Raw genomic sequence first — 22,577 nt, forward strand, 5'->3', positions numbered from 1 at the left:
GTCAGGTGGGCGGAGGCGTCGGCCAGTTGCGGAGGAGCGCGTCGAGCGCGTCGAGGGTCCTGGCCCATGTCGTGTCGGTGTCGGGGGCGCTGTGGCTGAAACCGCCCCCCAACTCCAGGCTGACGTAGCCGTGGAAGACGCTGCCCAGCAGCCGGACCGCATGGGTCTGGTCCGGTTCCGCCAGGTCGTAGCCGCGCAGGATGGCGCGGGTCAGCCGGGCGTGCCGAACGCCGGCGCTGGCGGCGGCCGTCGCGGGGTCGAGCCGCAGCTGGGCGGCGGCGTAGCGTCCCGGGTGTTCGCGGGCGTAGTCGCGGTAGACGTTGGCCAACGCCGCCAACGCGTCCCGGCCGGCCCGCCCGGCGACGGCCTCGCCCGCGCGGTCCGCCATCTCCTCCAGCGCGAACAGCGCGATCCTGGTCCGGAGGTCCTGGGTGCTCCGCACATGCGAGTACAGGCTGGCGACCTTCACCCCGAACAGGCGCGCCAGCGCCGAGGCCGTCACCTGCTCGAACCCGACCTCGTCGGCCAGCTCCGCCCCCGCCCTGGTCAACCGCTCCGCACTCAGCCCCACCCGCACCATCTCCGGTCCTCCTTTCGTCGCTCTACCTAAAGCATATAGGCAAAACGCCGATGGTCTTAGGTGGGGGCAGGGGGATCGGTCACAGCGTGACGATGTTCGCCCCGTTGTCACTGATTCCGACCGGTTGATCGCCCTGTGTGGCTGACGAGGTCGCTCACGCCCCGGTGGGGTGGGTGGCCGACGCGTTGGCGGCGCACGGCGGGCCGCGTGGGGACGCGGGTCGCCCGTGGGTGGGGGCGCTGCGCGCGGAGCCGGATGCCGGCCTTCCGGGGCACCCGGCCAGTACCGGCCACCGGCTGCGTGTCTACCGGCGCCGCCTCCACGGCGCGGCCGGGCGCCGCGCCGCCGAAGCGCCGCAACTGGAGCCGCTGGTCGGGGCGTTGGCCGCGCATCGGGGCGCCTCGCTGGCGCCGGTGGTCCTGCGGCGCCCGCCGCTCGTCCGTCACCTGTGACTGACGCCCGAAGGCGAGCGGGTGGTGGCGCACTTCGAGGGCGTGGACCGGCGTCTGGCCGGGTAGCCCACGGGCCGTTCGCCGGCCGCAACCAGAAACTGGCCGAAAAACATCGCTTTCGCGGGGGCAACGGCCGGAAGCGGAGCTTACGGAGGGCTGGAAGCCGGGCTACCTTCCGCTACGGGAGCGCTCCCATGCGCGGCAGCAACACCGACGACGGGCCGTCGGTGCACCGGCTCGACCCCGGGAACCCGGGCGGAGTTGGTGCTCCCGGTTGCCCTTCTCGGGAGACGACTCTTCTCTAAGGAGTACCCGTGTCCAACGAATCGACCGGTCGGAGACCCAGGGCGACCGCGAAGTTCCGCCTTCTCAGCGTGCTGGGAACGGGACTGTTCGCTCTTCTGATCGCCTCCCTCCCCTCCCCGGCCTCGGCCCACGGCTCCACCACCCTCCCCGGAGCCCGGACCTACCTGTGCTACCTGGACCTCAAGGAGAACGGCAGCACCCAGATGCCGTCCAACCCGGCCTGTGCCTCGGCCGTGCAGCAGAGCGGCACCGGGCCCCTGTACAACTGGTTCGCGGTGCTGGACTCCAACGGCGGCGGCCGGACGACCGGTTACATCCCCGACGGCACGCTGTGCAGCGGCGGCAACCGTGGCCCGTTCGACTTCTCGGCGTACAGCGCCGTGCGCAGCGACTGGCCCACCACGCACCTGTCCTCCGGGGCCAACATCGAGTTGCAGCACAGCAACTGGGCGCACCACCCGGGCCAGTTCAACGTCTACATCACCAAGAACGGCTGGTCGCCGAACCAGTCCCTGGGCTGGGGTGACCTGGAGCAGATCAGCTCGGTGACCAACCCGCCCCAGCGCGGTGGCGTCGGCACCGACGGCGGGCACTACTACTGGAACGTCCAGCTGCCGAACCGTTCCGGTCAGCACATCATCTTCGTGCACTGGATTCGTTCCGACAGCCAGGAGAACTTCTACTCCTGCTCCGATGTCGTCTTCGACGGCGGCAACGGTCAGGTCACCTTCGGCGACGAGACCCTGAGCGCGGAGGAGGTCGCCGCCGCGTACGAGGCGGACGCCGCCGAGGTCACGCACGCCAGCCACGCCGGGCACGCGACCGAGGCCAGGACCACGGCCGTGGCCAGCGTCTCCACCCAGGCCGTCTCCCTGGTGCGGGCCGTCGGCTCGGACCTCGCCGGCTTCCTGTCCTAGCCGGGACGGTCAGCGTTGAAGGAGAGCGGTCGGCGTTGAGGGAGAGCGGCCGGCGTTGAGGGAGCGCGGCCGGCGTTGAACTCCGGGCGCCGACCGGCGCGTTCGACCGTTCTCCACCCCGACAGCCCGGGGGCCGGAGGCGTCCCCCGGTCCCCGGGCCCCGGCGGTTTGGGCCCCCGGGCTACGATCCTGGTCGGATGCCGGCGACGGCATCCGACCAGGACGAAGCGACGGCCGGCGGTGGGAGCAGCGATGACGACCGCGAGCGGGACGACCCCACGGCTCTACGGCGAACTGGCCCCCTGGTGGCCGCTGATCTCGCCGGTCGAGGTCTACGAGGAGGACGCGGCGACCGCCGCCGAGCTGTTCGCGCTCGCCGTCCGCCCGGTGCGCGAGGTGCTGGAGCTGGGCAGCGGCGGCGGCCATCTGGCGCGCCATCTGCGGGACCGGTTCACCCTGACCCTGGTCGACCTCTCGCCCGAGATGCTGGCCGTTTCCCGCGCGGTCAACCCGGACGTCGAGCATCTGACGGGCGACATGCGGGAGCTGCGGCTCGGCCGGACGTTCGACGCGGTGCTGGTGCACGACGCCATCGACTACATGACCACGGCCGACGACCTGGCGGCGACGTTCCACACGGCCCGGGCGCATCTGCGGCCCGGCGGGGTCGCGGCGTTCTTTCCCGACCATGTCGCCGACACCTACGAGCCGGTCACGGACTGCGGCGGAAGCGACGCCCCCGACGGCAGCGGCGTGCGCTATCTGGAGTGGAGTCTGCCGCCAGCGCCGGGCGCGACAACCGTGCGCACCGACTACAGCTTCACCCTGCGCGCCGCCGACGGCTCGGTGCGGCTGGTGCACGAGGCGCACCACACCGGCCTCTTTCCGGTGGCCGAGTGGCAACGGCTGCTGGCCGACGCGGGGTTCGCGGTGACCACCGTCACCGAACAGGGCGGGGCCGAACGCACGTTGTTCGTTGGGTCGTTGAACGGCCGTTGAACGGTGTTGCACGGGCCGTTGGCCGGATCGTCCGCCGGGCCGCGCCCCCGGCCCGAACCTCCACACGAGAAGGCCCCGCGCGCCCGAACGGAACGTGCGGGCGCGCGGGGAAGAGCCGGACCCCGGCCGGTCCGGGGGCTGGTCGGACGCGGCCGGCGTTGGGCTCCGCCGGGGCGAGATCCCTCGGAGGAACGCGCCCAAAGACGGGCCGCGTTCCGGTCATTCTCCGAAAGATCTCGGTTGGTGCTTTCGCTTTTCTCGCCCCGGGGCTGGGGCGGAAAAGCTGTTGAGGGTCATTCCGTTCGTGGCCTGTCCTCGGGAAGTGGGTAACTCCCTTAAGCAAGCGCTTACTTAACCGGTAAACTAACTCCCTTGCGGCGCCCATGTCAAGGCGAAATCGCCCGAGGTGGCGGAGTTTTACGCGGCGATGGGAAGGGCCGCGTGGAAAACGTTGCTCCACAGCAGAGAAGGTGTGGAGAATGGCGCGCACCGTGTGGACTAAACCGATCCTCCCGTCGCTGCGACGGTTTCCGTGGCCCGTCAGATCGCGGTTTCCGGGCCGAGCCGGTGATAGGTGCGATCGACGAAGACCAACGGGCTGGCGTCGGGGCGCACTTCGGCCTGGAGCGCGAGCAGCGATATCAGAAAGCTGCCGCCCACCGGCGTGCGCTCCAGCACGCGGGCGCGTATCCAGGCGTGCGCGCCCTCGATCACGGGCTCCCCGGTGGGCAGCGTGAACCAGCCACCGGCCGCGAACCGGTCGACGCCCCGGGTGGCGAAGCGGGCCGAGACATCGTCCTGGTGGTCGGCGAGCAGGCTCACGGTGAGGGTGTCGACGGCGGCGATCGCCGGGGCGGACGAGGAGGTGGCCGCCAACGAGAAGGCCAGCAGCGGCGGTTCGGCCGAGACGGAGATGACCGAGGTGGCGGTGAACCCGACCGGCCGCCCCTCGTGCGACATGGCGATCACGGCCACCCCGGCCGGATGCCGACGGAAGACCGACTTGAACGCCTCGCCGGTCAGATGCCGCGCGTCAAGCTGTTCGCCGGCGGTCATCGGGCACCTCCCACCCGGGTCGCCCGGGCGCTCGGCCCCGGGGGCGCGGGTGTGTGCGTGGGGGCGGTGGCGCGGGGGGCGGCGGCGGGGAGCGAGACGAACGGCTCGACGGACAGCGCGACGGAGTGATCGGCGGACAAGAGAGTTCCTCTCGGTCGGGGCGGGCGGCTCGGAGTCGGGATCGGATCGGGGTGGGCTGAGTGGGCTGGGTGGGCGCGGGGCGTGTTGGTCGTATCAGTTCACCAGAGTGAGGGTGGGCACTAGAGCGACAGTCCAGGGCGTGCCTCGGCGGGCGGCGCTCCGGAGCGGGGCCCAGGGTGAGGATGCCCGGTGGCCGTGACCGTGGCCGCCGCGCGGGCGGTAATTCCCTACCGGCCCGGGCGGGCAGGGCGGAGACTCGTCCCATGGCTGATATGGACGCGTTCCGGGCGGCGGTCCTCGCGTGGGTGGTCGGCGGCCCCGGCGAGCCGGTGCACGAGCTGGCCGCGCGGCTGCCCGTGCGGGCGGTCGTCCTGGTCGAGGGCCCGAGCGATGTCGAGGCGGTCGGCGCGTTGGCCGAGCGCCGGGGGCGGGACCTGGCGGACGAGGGGGTCTGCCTGCTGTCGATGGGCGGCGCGATGAGCGTCGGCCGCTTCGCCGGCCTGCTCGGCGCACCCGATCTCGGCCTTCGCCTGCTGGGGCTGTGCGACGAGGCGGAACGCCCCTACTACGCCCGCGCCCTGGGGCCGGTCGACGGGGCGCGGCAGCCGTTCTTCGTCTGCGCGGCGGACCTGGAGGACGAGCTGATCCGCGCGCTGGGCGTGCCGCGCGTCGAGGAGCTGGTCCGGGAGGAGGGCGAACTGCGGGCTCTCCAGATCTTTCTGCGTCAGCCGGCGCAGCGGGACCGTGACGCCGGGCAGCGGATGCGGCGCTTCATCGGCACGAAGGCGGGACGCAAGATCCGCTATGGCCGGGCGCTGGTCGAGGCGCTCGACCCGGACCGGGTGCCCGCCCCGCTCGACGAACTCCTGGCCAGCCTCTGACGGCCGCCGCCCCCGCCCACCCTCACGCCGCGTCCCGCCCACCCGCGCCCCGCTCACCCCCGCGCCGCCGGCCCTCGTTCGCGCGCCGCCGCGTCCGGTTTCCGCGTGGCCTCGCGGGTGAGGAAGGCCAACCGGGCGCGTTTGTCGGGGAGTTCGATGACCGGGCCGAGGACGAGGCCGGTGCGCAGGGCGCGTTCGACCGCCGGGCCGTTGCCCAGGTCGGGCTCGGCGACGATGCGCCGCACGCGCGGGTCGGCGAAGACGAACTCGACCAGGCACGGGATCAGCCCGCCCGTGAAGCCCCGGCGGAGCGGGCCCCTGGGCGGGGCCAGCAGCAGATGGACACCCAGGTCGCCGGGGGCCACCGGATAGTGGGCGCCGACCTCGTCGGCCGCCGGGTCGTAGGTCTGGAAGAGGCCGACGGGCACGCCGTCGCGGTGCACCAGATAGGAGTGGTGGGTGGGCAGCGCGTCGAGGTACTCGTAGATCTCCAGCACCTCGATCGGCTCGGCGCCGACCATGCCCCAGAACGCGGCGCGTTCCTCGGTCACCCAGCCGTGCAGCAGCGCCAGGTCGGCGACGGGGTCGACGGGGACGAGGCTGACTGTGCCGAAGCCGGGAACGTCGCGCGCGTAGGCGGGGGTTCGGGGAGCGGCGGTGTGCTGGCCGACGGCGAGACTCGCCTCGTGGGTCAGGCGCGCCGGGTCGGTCTCGACGGGGAGGAGGCGGCCGGCGGCCCAGTGTGGCGTCTGGTCGTGGTGGTGGGGGTGGTCGGCGGTGCCCTGGGCGCCGAGCGGGACGACCCAGCGGCTGCGCGCGCGGTCGCCCAGGTCCCAGACGTGGCGGGCGACCGGGCAGCGGGTGCTGGTGTCGGTGACCCCGGGCACGCTGCCGGCGGCCCACACACAGTCGTGGTCACCGGCCAGCGGCACGTCCAGGGCCGGCCCGCCCGTCGAGGGCAGCGGGCGCCACAGGGCGAGGCGGTGGCGTTCGCCCCATGTTCCCTGCTCCGCGCCCTCGTTGGCGACCTCCTCCAGCGCCTCGCGGACGAGGGCGGCGGGGTCGAGTCCCGGCACCACGCCCGGGGTGAGCAGGGTCTCCAGGGCGAACGCGATGCGGGGCCGCAGTTCCAGCCAGGGCCGCAGTGGCGCGGGGCAGCGCGGCCCGGGCCGGCCGGCGGGGGAGGCGGGGGCGTCGGGATGGGCGCCGAGCGGTTCGGTGCTCAGGGTCGCCAGGGGCGCGAACGCGGGGTGTGTGGCGAGCCGGCGCGCGCAGGCGGCGCGCAGCGCGGCGTAGGCGGCGGCGTCGTGGGAGTCGGCGTCCATCCGCCGGTCCCAGGCGAGCAGCCGCCCGGCCAGGGCCCGGGCCGCCGGGCTCAGCCCTTCGAGGCCGGCGGGGCCGGCGGGGCCGGCGGGGCCGGCTCGGTCGGCGAGTTGGTCGAGCACGGCGGGGGCGCCGCCGGAGCGGGTGTCGCCGTGCACCCGGGCCATCTCGTCCGCCGTCCAGTCCCTTCGTGGCCGCAACAGCTCGGTGATGCGGCGGTGTTGGTGGCCCGGCAGGAACTCGACGCCCAGTGGCGCGGCGAGCCCGCGCTCGTTGGCCATCACGGCGAGACCGTCGGTGACCTCGGCGCGCGGCGTGGGCTCGTAGGCGTCGGGGCGCCAGGCGTAGCGGGCGTCCCAGGCGGGCACCGGGCGCAGCCGGTTCTCGGGGTCGCGGACGGGAACGCGGCCGGCGACCCGGTGCAGCGTGCCGCCCTCGGCGTCGGCGGCCAGCAGCACGTTGACCGGCTCCACCCAGTCCTCGCAGGCCGCGTCCACATCGGCCACCGTGCGGGCCCGCAGCAGCCTGGGCAGCGCGGCGAAGCCCAACCGGGCGGTGACGCGCGGGACATGGCGCAGGCTGAACGCCTCGGCGTCCTCCGGGCCGCCGAAGAGCACCGGGCCGCGCTCGGTCTCCCACACGTCGATGGTCACGGGCGCCGCGCCGGCCACGGTCACCGTCTCCACGCCGTGCCCGGCGGGCTCCCAGCCGTCCGGGCCGAGCGCCTCGACGCCGTCGTCGGTGCGGCGGAGCCGTTCCCGGTAGAGGTCCTGGTAGTCGGCCATGGCGTGGGTGATGGCCCAGGCGACGGTGCCGGCGTGCCCGAAGTGCGGCAGTCCCGGGACGCCGGGGACGGCGAAGCCGAGCACGTCGAACTCGGGGCAGACCAGGCGGATCTGCTGGTAGCAGCCGGGGTCCTCGGCGTAGCGGTGCGGGTCGCCGGCGAGGAGTGCCGCGCCGGTCGCGGTGCGCTCGCCGGTGAGCAGCCAACCGTTGCTGCCGGCCGTGCCCGGGGTGCCGGCGGTGAACCAGGCGACGGCCTCGGGGCCCAGCCGTTGGGTGACCTCGGCGCGCCAGAGCTTGGCGGGCAGGCCGGCGAAGAACAGGTGGGTGGCGAGCCAGACGCCCAGCGGCACCCAGGGCTGCCAGCGGCCGGGGACCGCCCCGGTGGCGGCGAACTCCGGTGCGCTGCGCGCCGCCTCGGGCAGCGCGGAGTTGACCCCGTCGGTGTAGGCGGTGACCCAGTCGCGGGTGGCGTCGTCGAGGGCGAGCAGGCAACGGCGGGCGGTCTGGGCGAGTTGGGCGCGGCGCACCAGCACGTCCCAGTCCAGGGCTGGCGGGCCGAGGACGGCGGCGCAGGTGCCGCGCAGCCTGCGGTGTTCCATCTCCAGCTGCCAGGCGCGGTCCTGGGCGGCCAACCGGCCCTGGGCGTAGGCCAGTTCGCGGGCGCTGTCCGCGCTGAGCGTGGGGATGCCCCAGCTGTCGCGGTGAATGTGGACGGTCACGGGCCCTCAGCTCTCTCCACGGACCACGGAATGATTAGGTGAGGCTAACCTAACTTATGGTCGTTCGGGGGGCTTGGGGGGTGAATGGTCGGGGAGATGTGAAGGATTCGCGGTCATGTCGGAGGCCGGGCCGGGCAGGCGGCCGGGCGGTGGCCCCCGGCCCGGCTGGCCGCGCGCGCCGGGCCGGTCAGGCGGCCGCCGAGGACGGCGACGACGCCTGGACATGGGCGGCGATCTCGTCGCTCGTCGTCAGCCAGACGTCCGGATGGCCGGCCACCAGGGCGAGCGCCTCGTCGAGATAGCGCGCCCGGAACGCCTGGCCGATCACGAACGGGTGCAGCGCCAGCGGAAACACCCGGCCGCTGTCCGCCGACTCGGCGAGCAGCCGGTCCAGTTGGTCACGGACGATCCGCACGAACTCCGGGCCGCTGACCCGGCCGCCCATGAAGAGCGTGATGTCGTTCAGCTCCACCGAGTACGGGACGCCCCACATCCCCGGCACCCGCAGCGGATACGGCTGGTCGTCGTTGGTCCAGTCGAGGAGGTGGTCCACGCCCAGTTCGGCCAGCAGCTCCGGGGTGTGGAACGTCTCGGTCAGCGCCGGCCCCAGCCAGCCGCGTGGCCGCCGGCCGGTGGCCCGCTCGATGTCCGCCACCACCTCGGCGAGATAGCGGCGCTCCTCCTCGCGCGCCATGCCGGCCTGGAATGTCGAGTTGTTCCTGCCGTGCGCCACCCAGGCCCAGTCGCGCTCCCGGCCGGCCCGCACGATCGCCGGATAGCGCTGGCCCGCCTCGGAGTTGAGCATCACGCTGGCCCGCACCCCGTGCCGGTCCAGTATCTCCAGCACCCGCCAGAAGCCGACGCGCGGACCGTAGTCGCGCCAGCCGTAGTTGAGCGGGTCGGGCACCAGGGGCGCGGTGTCGGGGAAGATGCTGGTGGCGGGGCGGTCAACGCGGTAGTGCTCCACGTTCAGCCCGACATAGAACGCCACCCTGGCCCCGCCCGGCCAGCGCAGCGGCGGCCGCTCGACGATGGGGCGGTAGTCGTAGAGCCGCTGGTGGGCGTGGGGTTCGAACGCCTGGGTTCCGGACGCCTGGGGTTCGGCGGTTGCGGGGTCGGCGGCGGGGGAGATGTCGGACACGGGGCCGTCCCTTCGTGGTCTTCCGCGTCTGCGGCGGCTTGCCCGGCCATCGTCGAACCCTCACACTCGTGTGAAGGTAAAGCCGGACGGCGGTGAGCCGCGTCACATGCGGGAGAGCCCATGCGGATAGGGGAGTTGGCGGAGCGCACCGGGACCTCCCGGCGGCTGCTGCGCTACTACGAGGAACAGGGCCTGATCGCGCCCGAGCGCTGCGCCAACGGCTACCGCGCCTACGCGGAGGAGTTCGTCGACCGCATCCGGCAGATCCGGGGACTGCTCGACGCGGGACTGCCCACCCGGATCATCCGGGAGATCCTGCCCTGCCTGAACCGGCCACGGGACATCCACTTCACCGACGCCACCCCGGAGATGCTGGCCCTGCTGGAGCGCGAGCGCGACGCGATGAGCCGCCGCATCGAGCTGTTGACCCGCAACCGCGACGCGATCGGCGCCTACCTCGTGGCGGTCCGCGACCGCTGACGGCGCAGGCCCCGCCGCGACCCTGGGCGAAGGCCCGATGAACGGCGGTGACCTCGCCTAACATCACTGACGGTGGCCCCCGCCGGCAGCTGCCTCGGGGGACGCCAGGTTTCCACAACCGTGCGACAGACGTGAGGAATCCACGACCATGCCGACCGAGACGTTCGAGTTCCAGGTAGAGGCGCGCCAGCTTCTCCAGATGATGATCCACTCGATCTACTCGAACAAGGACGTTTTCCTGCGCGAGCTGATCTCCAACGCCTCCGACGCGCTGGACAAGCTCCGCATCGAGTCGCTGCGCGACGACTCGCTCAACGCCGAGGTGGACGACCTCCACATCGAGATCGAGCCCGACGGGGAGGCCCGCACCCTCACCGTGCGGGACAACGGCATCGGGATGTCGCGGGACGAGGTGGTCCAACTCATCGGCACCATCGCCAAGTCGGGCACGGCCGAGCTGCTGGCGCGGCTGAAGGAGGCCAAGGACGAGACCGCCGCCGAGGGGCTGATCGGGCAGTTCGGCGTCGGCTTCTACTCCAGCTTCATGGTCGCCGACGAGGTCAGCCTGGTCACCCGCAAGGCGGGGGAGAGCCAGGGCACCCGCTGGTCCTCCACGGGCGAGGGCGGCTACACCGTCGAGACCGTCGAGGACGCGCCCCAGGGCACCGCCGTCACCCTGCGCCTCAAGCCGGAGGACGCCGAGGACCAGCTCTTCGACTACACCTCGCCCTGGAAGGTCAGGGAGATCGTCAAGCGCTACTCCGACTTCATCACCTGGCCCATCCGGATGGTCACCGAGGCGCCCAAGGCCGAGAAGGCGTCGGAGGCCGAAGCGGCCGACGGGGCCGAAGCGGCCGACGAGGCGGAGAAGGCCGAGCAGACGGAGGCGAAGGCGCCGGAGCCCGAGACGCTCAACTCCATGAAGGCCCTGTGGGCCAGGTCGCGCAGCGAGGTCAGCGACGAGGAGTACCACGAGCTGTACAAGCACATCAGCCACGACTGGACCGACCCGTTGGAGACGATCCAGCTGCGGGCCGAGGGCACCTTCGAGTACCAGTCGCTGCTGTTCCTGCCCGCGCACGCGCCGCACGACCTGTTCTCGCAGGCCAACAAGCGCGGGGTGCAGCTCTATGTGAAGCGCGTCTTCATCATGGACGACTGCGAGGCGCTCGTCCCCGAGTACCTGCGCTTCGTCAAGGGCGTGGTGGACGCCCAGGATCTGTCGCTCAACGTCTCCCGGGAGATCCTCCAGCAGGACCGCCAGATCCAGCTGATGCGCCGCCGGCTGGTGAAGAAGGTGCTCTCCACCGTCAAGGAGATGATGGCGAACCGCGAGGAGAACTACACCACCTTCTGGCGGGAGTTCGGGCGCGTCGTCAAGGAGGGCCTGCTCAACGACCCCGACAACCGCGACACCATCCTCCGGATCTGCTCCTTCGCCTCCACCCACGACAAGGAGCGGCTGACCACGCTCGCGCGGTATGTGGAGCGGATGAAGGACGGCCAGAAGCACATCTACTACATGACCGGCGAGTCCAGGACCGCCGTGGAGAACTCGCCCCACCTGGAGGCGTTCCAGGCCAAGGGCCTTGAGGTGCTGATCCTGACCGACCCCGTCGACGAGGTGTGGGTCGGGGCCGTGCCCGAGTTCGAGGGGAAGCAGCTGCGCTCGATCGCCCAGGGCGAGGCCGAACTGGACGCCGAGGAGGAGCAGGGCGAGGAGGCGAAGGCGGAGAAGGAGCGGCAGCGCGCCGAGTTCGCCGAGCTGCTGACCTGGCTCGGCGAGCGCCTCCAGGAGGAGGTGAAGGAGGTGCGGCTCACCTCCCGGCTCACCGTCTCCCCGGCCTGTGTCGTCACCGACGCCGGCGATGTGACGCCCGCGCTCCAGAACCTCTACCGCGCCATGGGGCAGGAGGTGCCGCAGAGCAAGCGCATCCTGGAGCTGAACCCGGAGCACGGGCTGGTCACCGGCCTGCGGAAGGCCCACGCCACCGACGCCGACGACCCGGGGCTCGGCGAGACAGCCGAACTGCTCTACGGGATGGCCCTGTTGGCGGAGGGCAGCCAGCTGGCCGACCCCGCCAGGTTCGCCAGGCTGCTGGCCGACCGGCTGGAACGCACCCTCTGACGCCCGGTCCCTCCCGCCGTTCCCGCCCGCAGGGCCCAGCCCCCGGGCGGGAACGGCGAACCGCAGGGCGCGCGCCCCCAGGCCGCGCGCCCCGAGTCGCGCGGCGCCGCCCGCCGGTGCGCGAGGGATGGCGGCGCGGCGCTCGGGTAGGGGCAGGACATGGGCACGAGGGAACGCGGTGGGCGGACGGAAGCGGGCGCGCTCTGGTGGTGGGCGGCGCCGAGCGTCGCGTTGTTGGTCGGGATGGCGCTGTGGGGCATCGTGCGCTACCCGGACCTGCCCGAGCGCATCCCTCAACACATCGGGGGGAGCGGGGTGGACGCCTGGGGCGAGCGGAGCGTGGGACTGGCCTTCCTCCCGGTGTTCGTCTACGCGGGGCTGACCGCGCTGCTGGTCGGCTGCGTGTGGGGGCTGCTGCGGGCGACCCCGCTGGACGCGATGCCGCCGCCGAAGGACCGCTGGGCCCAGGCCGAGGCCGCGGGCAACAACCGCCCCGCCAGCGCGGCTTCGGCCCGGGCCATGGCCAGGGCGCTGCTGCTCACCAACGCGCTGGTCGGCGTCGCCTTGCTGCCGATGGCCTGGGTGCAGTGGCGCGCGACCCAGACCACCCACGTGTCGGGATGGCTCACGGCGGCGATGGTGCTGGCGTTGGTGGCCTCCGTGGTGCCGCCCTGCCTCGCCGGCTGGCGGGACAGCCGGGAGAAGCGGGCGCTGCGCGAACTCCAGCGGACGGCCTGAGCGACGGCCCGGCCCGGCCGTTGGCCCCAAGGCCCGTCCGGAGGACGACGCCGCAGGTCGGGATACCATGCCGGGGTGGCTGGCAGTGGTGAGGGCGCGGGGCGGCGCAGGCCGACCTCGCGGGACGTGGCCAGGCTCGCCGGGGTCTCCCACACGGCGGTGTCCTTCGTCTTCAACGGGCGGGCCGAAGGCAACCTCTCCGCCGAGACCCAGGCCAGGATCAGGGACGCGGCCGAGCGGCTGAACTACCGGCCCAACGCGGTGGCCCGGGGGCTGCGGCGGCGCCGCACCGCCGTGATCGGGATGGTCACCGACCACATCGCCTCCACCCCGTTCGCAGGGGCGCTGCTGCGCGGCGCGATGCGCACCGCCTGGGAGCGCCAACACCTGGTGCTGACCGTGGACTCGGCGGGCTCCCCGGAACGGGAGGACGCCGCCGTCGCCGAACTGCTGGACCGCCGGGTGGACGGGATCATCTACGCCGCGATGTCGCTGCGCAGGGCGCGGCTGCCCGCCGGGCTCGACCAGTGCCACACCGTGCTGGCCAACTGCCTGCCGGCGGACGGCTCCCTGCCGGCCGTGATCCCATCCGAACGGGCCGGCGGCCGGGCCGCCGCCCGGCTGCTGATCGACGCCGGCCACCGCCGACTGGCCCTGGCCGGCGGCCTCGACGACATCGCCTCCGGTGAACGGCTGCGCGGCTACCGCGACGCGCTGCGCACCGTCGGCCTCCGCGCCGCCCCCGAGACCATCGTCCGCACCGGCGGCGAGATCGCCAGCGGCTACCAGGCCGCGCTCCAACTGCTCCGTGGCGTGCCGGCGGGCCGCCGCCCCACCGGCATCGTCTGCTACAACGACCGCGTCGCGGCAGGGGTGTTGCTCGCCGCGGCCCGGCTCGGCCTGTCCGTGCCGGGCGAGCTGTCGCTCGTCGGCTACGACGACCAGGAGCACATGGCGGCCTTCCTCGATCCGCCGCTGACCACCGTGGCCCTGCCCCACGAGGCGATGGGGGAGGTGGCCACCGGCCTGCTCCTGGACGCCGTCGAGGCCGGCACCCCGCCTCGGGTGGAGACCACGGCGCTGCCCTGCCCGGTCGTCGCCAGGGGCTCCGTGGGACCCGCCCCCGACTGACCGCAGGCCGGCCCACCAGCGGCGGCCCCACGCCACCACCCGGCGCACGCCCCGGGCGCACGCGCCCCCCGCCGGCCCGGTCACGACGCCGCCCCCTCGGGCCCGGTCACGACGCCGGGCCCCGGCCCCGCCCCCACGCCCTGCGGCCGGCCGCGCGCCGGCGCCGGCACCCCGGGGCCGATCCCCACCGGAGCCGCCGGCGGACAGACGTCACCCACCTCGGCCGAGACCAGCCAGCCCCACTCCACCTGCTCCCGTGGCAGCCGCGCGCCCAGCGCGCCGTCCGCCAGCGCCAACAGCCGCGCGCCAACCCCGGCCCCCTGACCCGAGGCCGGCTCCTCTGCCAACAGCCCCAACAGCCCCACCCGCCACGGCCAGTCGCCGAGCGCCCCCGCGCCACGCCCCGCCGACACCGACTCCCGCGTCGCCACCACCTCGCCCTCCTCGGCGAGGACGAACCCCCAGCCGCCGTCTGCGGCGCGCAGCAGCGCCAACGCCCGCGTCCCGCACGAGACCCGACGCAGCGTCTCCCGCCCGGAGCCGTGCCCGCCGGTGCTCTCCACCGCGTAGGCCCAGCCCTCGTGGAGCCCCGCCCGCGCCACCGACAGCCCCCACGCCAACTGCGCCTGCGCCTGCTCGGCAGCCGCCGCGTCCCGCCGCCGGAACGTCGCCGGGTCGGCGCCCATCCGCGTCAACAGCTCCCTGGGGGCCACCCGGTGCGCGAACGTCACGCGGTAGCCCGGCTCACAGAAGGCATCAAGCCAGGCCAACCCCGGGTCGATCACTGTGTGTCTCGTATCCATGCGCGTATGGTGACACGCCGCACTGACAACGGAGCGTTGATCAGCCCCGGTTGACCCCCGTGATCACCGCCGGGAAGCGTCCCGGAGCGCCCACGCCGTGGCCGAGAAGGCCGCGCCGGGCCCTGCGGCCCGCACCCGCAGCGCCGGCCGGTCGCCGGGGCGGGGATAGACCCGTTCCGTCGCCACCGCGCGCCCCTCGCCCGCGAACAGCTCCAGCACCGAGCCGTCCCGCCACACCCGCACCGTCAACGAGGCGGCCGGCGCCACCGACAGGGGCAGCGGGCCCGCGTCCGCAGGCCGGCCCCCGCGTTCCCTCGGCCAGTCGGCGCGGCGCAGTTCGACGGTGCCCGCGCCAGGATCGAGCAGCAGCGCCAACGCCCCGCCGCGTGCGTCCCGCGCCAACTCCACCAGCACCGGCGCGTGTTCGGCCGTGACCGACACCTCGTAGGCGTCCGGCAGTGGCACCGGGCCCAGCGGCCCCCGCCCCGCCCCGACGACCAGCGGCTCCTCGGCCCGCAGCGCCACCACCTCCCGTGCCGGCACGACACGCAACGTGCCGTCCCCGTGGACGCCGACCTCGCGCGGCAGGGTCAACAGGCCGGCCCAGCCCGCCTCCGCCACCGCGCGCTCGCCGCGCGCCTCCCAGGACCAGCCCCACAGCAGGGTCCGGTCCGCGTCGGCCCGCACCGCCGGGGCGTAGCAGTCCCGCCCCTGGTCCACCGGCCCCCGGGCCTCGGGGAGAAACGCCAACCCCGGCCCCGTCGGCCCCGCCACCTCCCGCAGCCTGCCCGAGAGCCAGACCACCGACTGCGGGTCGCCGTTCCACAGCGACAGCACCAGCACCCACCGGTCGCCCCCGCCCGCCGCGAAGAGCTGCGGGCACTCCCACCCGGTCGCCGGGCCGGGAACGGCGGAAGGAGAAGGAGAAGGAGAGGAGGCGAGCGAACCGGCCCCCGGTGACCGCCCGTCCAGCAGTACGCCGGCGAAGCGCCAGTCCGTCAGCCGCTGACAGTCGTACAGCAGCACCGAGGGCGTGCCGTCCGCGTGCCCCGCGCCGACCAGCGCCCACCGCCGCCCGCCGTGCCGGAACACGAACGGGTCGCGGAACATCACCACGTCCAGCCCCTCCGGCGGCCCGGCGACCACCGGAACCGGCGACGGCTTCCACTCCCGCAGCAGCGGGTCGTCCGGCTCGGCGGCCCGCGCCAGCAGGATCGTGCCCAGGCCCGTGTGCCGCTCGTCGACGCCGGTGTAGACGGCCGTCGGCACCCCCTCGTCGTCCACCACGCACCCCGACCAGCAGCCGGCCGCGTCCGGACCGCCCGGCGTCGGGGCCAGCGCCACCGGGTGGTGCTCCCACTCCAGCAGGTCGGTGCTGGAGGCGTGCCCCCAGTGGATGTTCCGGTGCCAGGGCCCGTCCGGGTTGTGCTGGTAGAAGAGATGGTGGCGACCGCGCCAACGGAAGGGCCCGTTCGGGTCGTTGGCCCAGCCGGCGGGCGGCCTGAGGTGGTGGCGCGGATCGTGCGGACGGGTCACCTGTTGACTCCTGCGGAAGTGATGCCCTCGCGCAGAGGGCGTTGACCGACGACGAAGACGAGCACCGCGGGGATCATCGAGAGCACCACGCCGGCCAACACCACCGAGACGCTGCCCGTGCCGAGGTTGCCCTGGAGCGAGACCAGCCCCAGCGGCAGGGTGAAGTTCTCCGTGCTGGTCTCCAGGATCAGCGGCCGGAAGAACTCGTTCCAGTGGTAGTTGAAGGCCAGCACCCCGATGATCGCGAGGCCGGGCGTGGCCAGCGGCGCGTACACCGAGCGGAAGATCCGCCACGGACCCGCGCCGTCGAGCATCGCCGCCTCGCCCAGGTCGCGCGGCATCCCGAGGAAGTACTGGCGCATCAGGAAGGTGCCGAACGCGGTCGGCCAGGCCGGCACGATCAGCCCCAGCAGGGTGTCGGTGAGCGACATCTCCTTGAGCAGCAGGAAGACCGGCACGATGGTCACCTGCACCGGCACCATCATGGTCGCCAACACCAGCCCGAACAGCGGCCCCTTGAAGCGGAAGTCGAGCCGCGCGAAGGCATAGCCGGCCAGCGCCGCCGTCACCATCTGGCCGCCGGCCACCAGCGCGGTCACCAGCGTGCTGTTGAACGCCAGCAGCCACACGTCGATCTGCTGGAAGACCTGCCCGTACGCCTCCCCGGTGGCGTCGAGCGGAACGGGGCGCGGCGGCAGGTCGAAGGACTCGGCCGGCGCGCGCAGCGAGGTGGAGACCGTCCACAGCACCGGCCCCAGCGTCAGCAGCGCCACCACGGTCAGGCCGACGACCCGGCCCACCAGGCCGGCGCGTGGGCGGCGGCGCGCACGGCGCGCGGGAGGGCGCGCGGCACACCCCCGGGGACCGGCGGGAACGGCGGGTTCGGCGGGTTCAGCAATGGTCGCGGTCATCGGTCAGACCCCCGGCTCATGATGGTGCGTAACGGGACATACGCGGCTGGTGGGTTACAGTCACCGGTCGGTCCTCACTGGTAGTGGACGAAGCGCCGGCTCAGGCGGAACTGGAGGGCGGTCACGGCGAGGATCAGCGCGAACAGCAACACCCCGACCGCCGACGCCTCCCCGAAGCGCAGCTGCTCGAAGGCGCTCTGGTAGATCACCATCACGACCGTCCTGGTGGCGTCGCCCGGGCCGCCGTCGGTCAGCACATAGGGCTGCTCGAAGACCTGGAGCGCGTTGATGATGCCGACCACGGACGCGACCAGCAGCGTCGGGCTGAGCAGCGGCAACGTGATGTGCAGGTGCTTGCGCCAGCCCGTCGAGCCGTCGACGGCCGCCGCCTCGTGCATCTCGCGCGGGATGTTGTTGAGCCCGCCGACGAAGAGCAGCAGCGAGAAGCCGAACTGCTGCCAGACGTAGACCAGCACCACCGCGACCATCGCCCACCGCTCGTGGGTCAGCCAGGGCACCGGGGAGACGCCGACGTGGCCCAGCGCCCAGTTGACCACCCCGAAGTCCTGGTTGAAGAGGTACTTCATCACCACCGAGATCGAGGCGGCCGACAGCACCAGCGGGAAGAAGAACGCCGAACGGAACGCCGCCCGCAGCCACTGCGGCAGCCGCCCGTCCAGGGCCAGCGCCAGCACGAGCGCCAGGCCGAGCTGGAGGCCCACCGCCAGCACCATGAACAGCAGCGTGTTGGTGAACGACACCAGCACCGTGGAGTCGGTGAAGACCTGCCGGTAGTTGGCGGTGCCCGCCCAGCGCGGCGAGTCGATCACGTTCCAGTGGAAGAGGCTCAACAGGACCGAGCCCACGATGGGCACCACCGTGAAGACCACCACCCCGACGACCGTCGGCGCCAGAAAGACGGCGGCCATCACCCTGGCCGCGCGCCGTTGTGCGCGCCCGCGCGTTCGCAACTCGCTCAGCGTCCGCGACTCGCTCACCACGCACGCTCCATGGCCGCCTCCAGGTCGTTCTGCATCGCCCGCAGCGCGGGCCGCACCGCGCGGGGCGAGCCCAGCGCGGTTCCGGTGTGCTTGGTCAACGCCAGCTCCACCTCGGTCACCTGCGGCGGCGCCGGGATCGGCCCGGTGTCGGGGAAGGCGTCGAGGGTGTCGTAGAACGCGCGCCACCCGGCGGGCCCGGTGGCCCGGTAGCGCTCCGCGTCCAGCATCGAACGGCGCGCCGGCGTCGTCTGGTTGCTCTGGAAGAGCGCCTCCAGCACGTCCCTGCGCACCGAGTACTTGATGAACTCCCAGGCCTCGTCCGGCTTCTTCGAGGTGCGCAGCAGCGCGTAGCCGGCGCCGCCGAACTGGTGCCGCTGCCCGCGCCAGCGCGGGAAGAACGTCACGTCGTAGCCGTCGCGGTCCATCCCCGCCTCGTGCAGCCCGCCGGCCCAGAAGCCGCCGGCCGGGGTGACGCCGACCCGGCCGGTGGAGAAGACCCCGACCAGGTTGTTGCCGCTGCCGCCCTCCGGGCGCGAGCACAGCCCGCGCTGGATCAGCTCGGTGAGGTACTCGTAGACCTCCACCACCCGGTCCGAGGTCGCCTGCGGCGTGGTCCAGCGGTAGCCGCCGCCGCGACCGGCCGCCGCCTCGCCCGGGTAGAACGCGTCCCACAGCCACCCGCCGCCCGGCGCCCTGGACTCCGCCAGGATGTTGGTGTCGTTGACGAAGAGCCAGGGCACCACCCCGCCCCACAGCCGGTTGGTCCAGTAGTAGGGCGTGAAGCCGCTCCCGCCCGCCGCCCGCAACTCGGTGAGCAGCGCGGTGAAGTCGTCCCGCTCCCAGTGCGGCGGGGGCATGTCGAGCCCGGCGGACCGGAGCACCGAGGTGTTGAGGTACATGTCGGCCGCGTTGAACTCGACCGGCAGCTGGTAGAGGCTCCCCTCGTACATCATCGACTCCACCAGCGAGGGGTGCACGTCGGCGAAGTACTCGCGCAGCTCGTCGGCGTCCCGCCGCACCCGGTCGTCCAGCGCGACGCCCAGGTTCTCGGCGAACAGCTGCACGCCCTCGGTCGCCACGTACACCACGTCGGGGGCGGTGCCGGCGGCGATCTGGGTGAGGATCTTGGCGAAGAAGTCAGGCCAGTCGGTGGCCTGCACCGCGATCAGCCGGACCTGGATCTCGGGGTGCAGCTCCTGGAAGCCGTCGCGCAGCGCGCGTTGGGCCGCCGGGTCGACCGAGGAGCCGAGGGTGGCCACGGTCAGCGCGTCGCCGTCGCGGCCCGGGATGTCGGCGCCGGTCAGCCGCTCCCAGCTGGCGACCAGGCCGGCCGCCGCCGCGCCGGAGGCGCCGTAGCGCAGCAGCGCGCGCCGCGAGGGTCCGGACCGATCTCGGCGGCCGAAGGTGCTCATACGAAGGTCCCTTGGGGTGTCGAGGGGGCTGGGTCGGGGGGTGGTGGTCGGGGGGCGGTGAGATGTCGAACGCGGTTCTGTCGAGAGGGAGTTGGGGGACCGTCGTCCAGGGTCCCGGACCTAACTCCTGTTAGGTGATGAGGTGCCGGCCATCATGGGAAGCGTTTCGCCGCCTTGTCAAGGGGTGTGAACGGGGAGGTTCCCGCCGGGTCGGCGTCGCGGGCGAGTGGTGCGCGGGGGCTTGACCTTTAACGAGTTAGGGCTACGGTCTGAGCCACCACGGCAACGGGCCGGCGCTCCGGTCCGTGTGCGATCCGGCGGCCGCCGGTGAACCGCGCCGGTGACCGTTCGGCGACCGAGCCGGTGACCGTTCCGGCGACCAGACCCCAGGGAGAGGACGATCCCGATGACCCCCCACCGCCCCGACCCCGGCGCGCCGCACGCCTCGCCCGACCGCTCCGCCGGTCGGCGCGCCGTTCCCCGGTCCGCCGTCCGGCGGCGCACCCTCCTCGGACTGGCGGGCGCCGGCGCGACGTTGGGCGCGCTGCCGGCGCTGCCCGCCCTCGCCGGGGAACGCGCCCCGGCGCGCACCCCCGCGCGTGCCGCCGCCCCGAGCGCCGTCGGCTACCGGGGCGTCTACCACCACACCGTCCCCGACGAGTGGAAGAACGACCCGCAGCGCCCGCTGCTCATCGACGGCGCCTACCACTACTGGTACCTCTACAACGCCGACTACCGCGCCGGCGCCGAGGGCACCGCCTGGCGGCTGGCCACCTCGACCGACCTGGTGACCTTCGCCGACCAGGGCGTCGCCATCCCCAAGGACACCACCCCCAACGGCGACGTCTGGTCCGGATCGGCCGTGGTCGACCACGAGAACACCGCCGGCTTCGGCGCCGGGGCCGTGGTCGCGCTGGTCACCATGGAGCCGGTCGAGGGCGCCAACACCCAGGCCCAGTACCTGTGGTACTCCACCGACGGCGGCCGCTCGTTCGCCCCGCACGGCACCGACCCGGTGCTGGCCAACCCGGGCGTCCGGGACTTCCGCGACCCCAAGCTGCTCCGGGACGCCGAGCGCGGCCGCTGGCTCCAACTCCTCGCCGAGAACGACAAGGTGGGCTTCTACGCCTCCGCCGACCTGAGGAGCTGGGAGTACGTGGGCGGCTTCGTCCGGACCGGCCTCGGCGTCTTCGAGTGCCCGGACCTGTTCCGCATCGAGACCGCCGAGGGCGAGGCCCGCTGGGTGCTGGGCGTCAGCGCCAACGGCAAGCCGGTCGGGCTGCCCAACACCTACGCCTACTGGGTGGGGTCGTTCGACGGCACGACCTTCACCGCCGAGACCGACGAGCCGCGCTGGCTGGACCACGGGTTCGACTGGTACGCGGCCGTGACCTGGGAGAAGCACACGGACCTCGGCACCGGTGCGGTCGATCCCACCACCCGCTACGGGCTGGGCTGGCTCAACAACTGGGACTACGCCAACAGCACCCCGACCCTGGAGCACGACGGCTTCAACGGCACCGACTCGATCGTCAGGGAGATCACCCTGGGCCGGGACGCCGACGGCGGCTGGGCGCTGTTCTCCCGCCCGGTCGACACCCTGGCGGCGCGCGCGACCCGCGTCCACGAGCTGGGCGACCTGGCGGTGGACGGCGAACTCCCGCTGGACTTCGCCGGGGTGGCCTACGAGGTGACGGCCACCGTCCGCTGGGAGCGGCTGACCACGCTCGGCCTCCAGCTGCGCAGGTCGGCGGACGGCGCCTCGCACGTGGACGCCGGGGTGCACGGGGACTACGCCTTCCTCAACCGGGGCGGCGTGCCCCACCCGGACGCCTCCGGCACCTGGACCGAGAGCAGGAGCCCGTTCGACCCGGCGCGCCGCGAGGTGACCCTGCGGGTGCTGGTGGACCGCGCCTCGGTCGAGCTGTTCGTCGACGACGGGCGCCACGTCCACTCCCAGCTCGCGTTCCCCGCGCCCGAGGCCACCGGGCTGGCGCTGTTCACCGTCGGCGGCCCGGCGACGTTCGGCGGGGTGGTGATCCGTGACTTCGCCTGAGCGACGGGCCGGCGCCGGAGGGGAGTTCCTGGTCGTCGGGGAGTGTGTGGCGGACATCGTGCGGGTGGCGGGCCGGCCGGCGGCGGTGCACCCGGGCGGCAGCCCGGCCAACGTCGCCTACGGCCTGGCCCGCCTCGGCCACCGGGTCACGCTGCGCACCCAGCTCGGGGACGACGAGCTGGGCCGGATCATCCGCGCCCATCTCACGGGCGCCGGCGTGCGGATATCCAACGCGGGCGGGGGCGCGGGCGCGGGTGTGAGCGGGGGCGCGGGCGCGGGCGTGCGGGTGCGCACCCCGTCGGCCACGGTGACCCTGGACGCCGAAGGGCAGGCGAGCTACGCCTTCGCCATCGACTGGACCCTGCCGCCGGGGCCGCCGCCCGACCCGCCGCCGACCCATCTGCACATCGGCTCCATCGCCGCCACCCGGGAGCCGGGCGCGAGCACCGTGCTCGACCTGGTGGAACGGCTGCGGGCCGGCGCCACCGTCAGCTACGACCTCAACGTGCGGCCCCAACTCCTGGGCGGGCGTGCGGAGTCGGTGGCCGCCGTGGAGCGCCGGGTGGCGCTCAGCGACGTGGTCAAGGCCAGCGAGGAGGACCTGGACTGGCTCTTCCCCGGGGAGCCAGCCGAGCGGGTCGTCGACCGCTGGCTGGCGGCCGGCGTGCCGCTGGTGCTGCTCACCCGGGGCGCGCGGGGCGCGTTGGCCGCCACCCGCGCCGCCCGCGTCAACGCGGGCCCCGCGCCCGCGCCGGCGGTCGTTGACACGGTGGGCGCCGGCGACTCCTTCCTGTGCGCCACGCTGGACGCGCTGGCGCACGCCGGCGCGCTCAGCCGCGCCGCGCTCCCCACGCTGACGGCGCCCGCCCTGGCCGCCGTCACGGCCCACGCGGCCCGGGCCGCCGCCCGCACCGTCGCCCGCCCCGGCGCCCACCTCCCCAACCGCGCCGAACTCCCGCCCCCGCATGTGCCGTTCGGGCCCGGTGCGCCGGGCAGGGGCGGCGGGGGAGCGGCGACGGGAGGGCCGGGGCGGGTGGGATGACGGGCGGCCACAGGAAGTTCATCGAGTCGCAAAACCGG

General features: G+C 73.7%; 19 protein-coding genes. 10 read left to right on the plus strand and 9 right to left on the minus strand.

Features of this window, described 5'->3' with window-relative positions:
* Nucleotide 1 precedes the first annotated feature (1 nt).
* On the minus strand, nt 2-580 hold the full coding sequence (locus tag FH609_RS15405; protein ID WP_139667827.1) for a TetR/AcrR family transcriptional regulator: 579 nt from the start codon (nt 578-580) through the stop codon (nt 2-4).
* A 137-nt stretch (nt 581-717) separates the two neighbouring features.
* Here FH609_RS15405 and FH609_RS15410 point away from each other — a divergent pair, with 137 nt between their 5' ends.
* From FH609_RS15410 to FH609_RS15420, 3 genes are all read left to right on the plus strand, one after another.
* On the plus strand, nt 718-1,032 hold the full coding sequence (locus FH609_RS15410; protein ID WP_139667828.1) for a hypothetical protein: 315 nt from the start codon (nt 718-720) through the stop codon (nt 1,030-1,032).
* A 314-nt stretch (nt 1,033-1,346) separates the two neighbouring features.
* Nucleotides 1,347-2,255, plus strand: coding sequence for a lytic polysaccharide monooxygenase (locus tag FH609_RS15415; protein WP_405378961.1), 909 nt, complete (start codon nt 1,347-1,349; stop codon nt 2,253-2,255).
* A gap of 252 nt (nt 2,256-2,507) precedes the next feature.
* Nucleotides 2,508-3,254 (plus strand): class I SAM-dependent methyltransferase, encoded by a 747-nt coding sequence (locus FH609_RS15420; protein ID WP_139667830.1) that lies wholly within the window; start codon nt 2,508-2,510, stop codon nt 3,252-3,254.
* Nucleotides 3,255-3,794: 540 nt separating this feature from the next.
* On the opposite strand, the gene FH609_RS15425 is transcribed toward FH609_RS15420, so the two are convergent.
* A complete protein-coding gene (locus FH609_RS15425; RefSeq protein ID WP_139667832.1) occupies nt 3,795-4,310 on the minus strand; it encodes a flavin reductase family protein in 516 nt (171 codons plus the stop codon).
* 404 nt (nt 4,311-4,714) lie between these two features.
* On the opposite strand from FH609_RS15425, the gene FH609_RS15430 reads away from it, so the two are divergent.
* The gene (locus FH609_RS15430) at nt 4,715-5,332 is read left to right on the plus strand and encodes a TOPRIM nucleotidyl transferase/hydrolase domain-containing protein (protein ID WP_139667834.1); all 618 of its coding nucleotides are present in this window, start codon (nt 4,715-4,717) and stop codon (nt 5,330-5,332) included.
* Between the two features lie 53 nt (nt 5,333-5,385).
* Here the strand turns inward: FH609_RS15430 and FH609_RS15435 are convergent, their stop codons facing one another.
* Nucleotides 5,386-8,160 carry a GNAT family N-acetyltransferase gene (locus FH609_RS15435; protein WP_139667835.1) on the minus strand — a complete coding sequence of 925 codons (2,775 nt, stop codon included), beginning with the start codon at nt 8,158-8,160 and terminating at the stop codon, nt 5,386-5,388.
* Nucleotides 8,161-8,347: 187 nt separating this feature from the next.
* Nucleotides 8,348-9,301: a polysaccharide deacetylase family protein gene (locus FH609_RS15440; protein WP_226961690.1), complete on the minus strand. Its 954-nt coding sequence runs from the start codon at nt 9,299-9,301 to the stop codon at nt 8,348-8,350.
* A 120-nt stretch (nt 9,302-9,421) separates the two neighbouring features.
* Between FH609_RS15440 and FH609_RS15445 the strand changes: the two genes are divergently transcribed.
* From FH609_RS15445 to FH609_RS15460, 4 genes are all read left to right on the plus strand, one after another.
* Nucleotides 9,422-9,781 (plus strand): MerR family transcriptional regulator, encoded by a 360-nt coding sequence (locus FH609_RS15445; RefSeq protein ID WP_139667837.1) that lies wholly within the window; start codon nt 9,422-9,424, stop codon nt 9,779-9,781.
* A gap of 148 nt (nt 9,782-9,929) precedes the next feature.
* Entirely contained in the window at nt 9,930-11,909 is a 1,980-nt protein-coding gene (htpG, locus tag FH609_RS15450) for a molecular chaperone HtpG (RefSeq protein WP_139667839.1), read from the plus strand.
* 159 nt (nt 11,910-12,068) lie between these two features.
* Nucleotides 12,069-12,647, plus strand: a complete 579-nt coding sequence (locus tag FH609_RS15455; protein ID WP_139667842.1) for a DUF1648 domain-containing protein — start codon at nt 12,069-12,071, stop codon at nt 12,645-12,647.
* Between the two features lie 75 nt (nt 12,648-12,722).
* A complete protein-coding gene (locus tag FH609_RS15460; protein WP_139667844.1) occupies nt 12,723-13,778 on the plus strand; it encodes a LacI family DNA-binding transcriptional regulator in 1,056 nt (351 codons plus the stop codon).
* Between the two features lie 80 nt (nt 13,779-13,858).
* On the opposite strand, the gene FH609_RS15465 is transcribed toward FH609_RS15460, so the two are convergent.
* From FH609_RS15465 to FH609_RS15485, 5 genes are all read right to left on the minus strand, one after another.
* Nucleotides 13,859-14,581: a DUF6461 domain-containing protein gene (locus FH609_RS15465; RefSeq protein WP_139667846.1), complete on the minus strand. Its 723-nt coding sequence runs from the start codon at nt 14,579-14,581 to the stop codon at nt 13,859-13,861.
* Between the two features lie 63 nt (nt 14,582-14,644).
* The gene (locus tag FH609_RS15470; RefSeq protein WP_139667848.1) at nt 14,645-16,117 is read right to left on the minus strand and encodes a glycoside hydrolase family 32 protein; all 1,473 of its coding nucleotides are present in this window, start codon (nt 16,115-16,117) and stop codon (nt 14,645-14,647) included.
* On the minus strand, nt 16,114-16,917 hold the full coding sequence (locus FH609_RS15475; RefSeq protein WP_226961691.1) for a carbohydrate ABC transporter permease: 804 nt from the start codon (nt 16,915-16,917) through the stop codon (nt 16,114-16,116). The genes FH609_RS15470 and FH609_RS15475 overlap by 4 nt, the downstream gene beginning before the upstream one ends.
* 185 nt (nt 16,918-17,102) lie before the next feature.
* Nucleotides 17,103-18,008: a carbohydrate ABC transporter permease gene (locus tag FH609_RS15480; RefSeq protein ID WP_226961709.1), complete on the minus strand. Its 906-nt coding sequence runs from the start codon at nt 18,006-18,008 to the stop codon at nt 17,103-17,105.
* A 14-nt stretch (nt 18,009-18,022) separates the two neighbouring features.
* A complete protein-coding gene (locus FH609_RS15485; RefSeq protein ID WP_139667852.1) occupies nt 18,023-19,441 on the minus strand; it encodes an extracellular solute-binding protein in 1,419 nt (472 codons plus the stop codon).
* A gap of 406 nt (nt 19,442-19,847) precedes the next feature.
* Between FH609_RS15485 and FH609_RS15490 the strand changes: the two genes are divergently transcribed.
* Nucleotides 19,848-21,497: a glycoside hydrolase family 32 protein gene (locus FH609_RS15490; RefSeq protein ID WP_139667855.1), complete on the plus strand. Its 1,650-nt coding sequence runs from the start codon at nt 19,848-19,850 to the stop codon at nt 21,495-21,497.
* A complete protein-coding gene (locus FH609_RS15495) occupies nt 21,484-22,539 on the plus strand; it encodes a carbohydrate kinase family protein (protein WP_139667857.1) in 1,056 nt (351 codons plus the stop codon). Before FH609_RS15490 ends, FH609_RS15495 begins: the two co-directional genes overlap by 14 nt.
* Nucleotides 22,540-22,577 lie beyond the last annotated feature (38 nt).

It is taken from the genome of Streptomyces sp. 3MP-14 (genome assembly GCF_006334905.2).
In the GTDB taxonomy this organism is placed as follows: Bacteria; Actinomycetota; Actinomycetes; order Streptomycetales; family Streptomycetaceae; genus Streptomyces; species Streptomyces triticirhizae.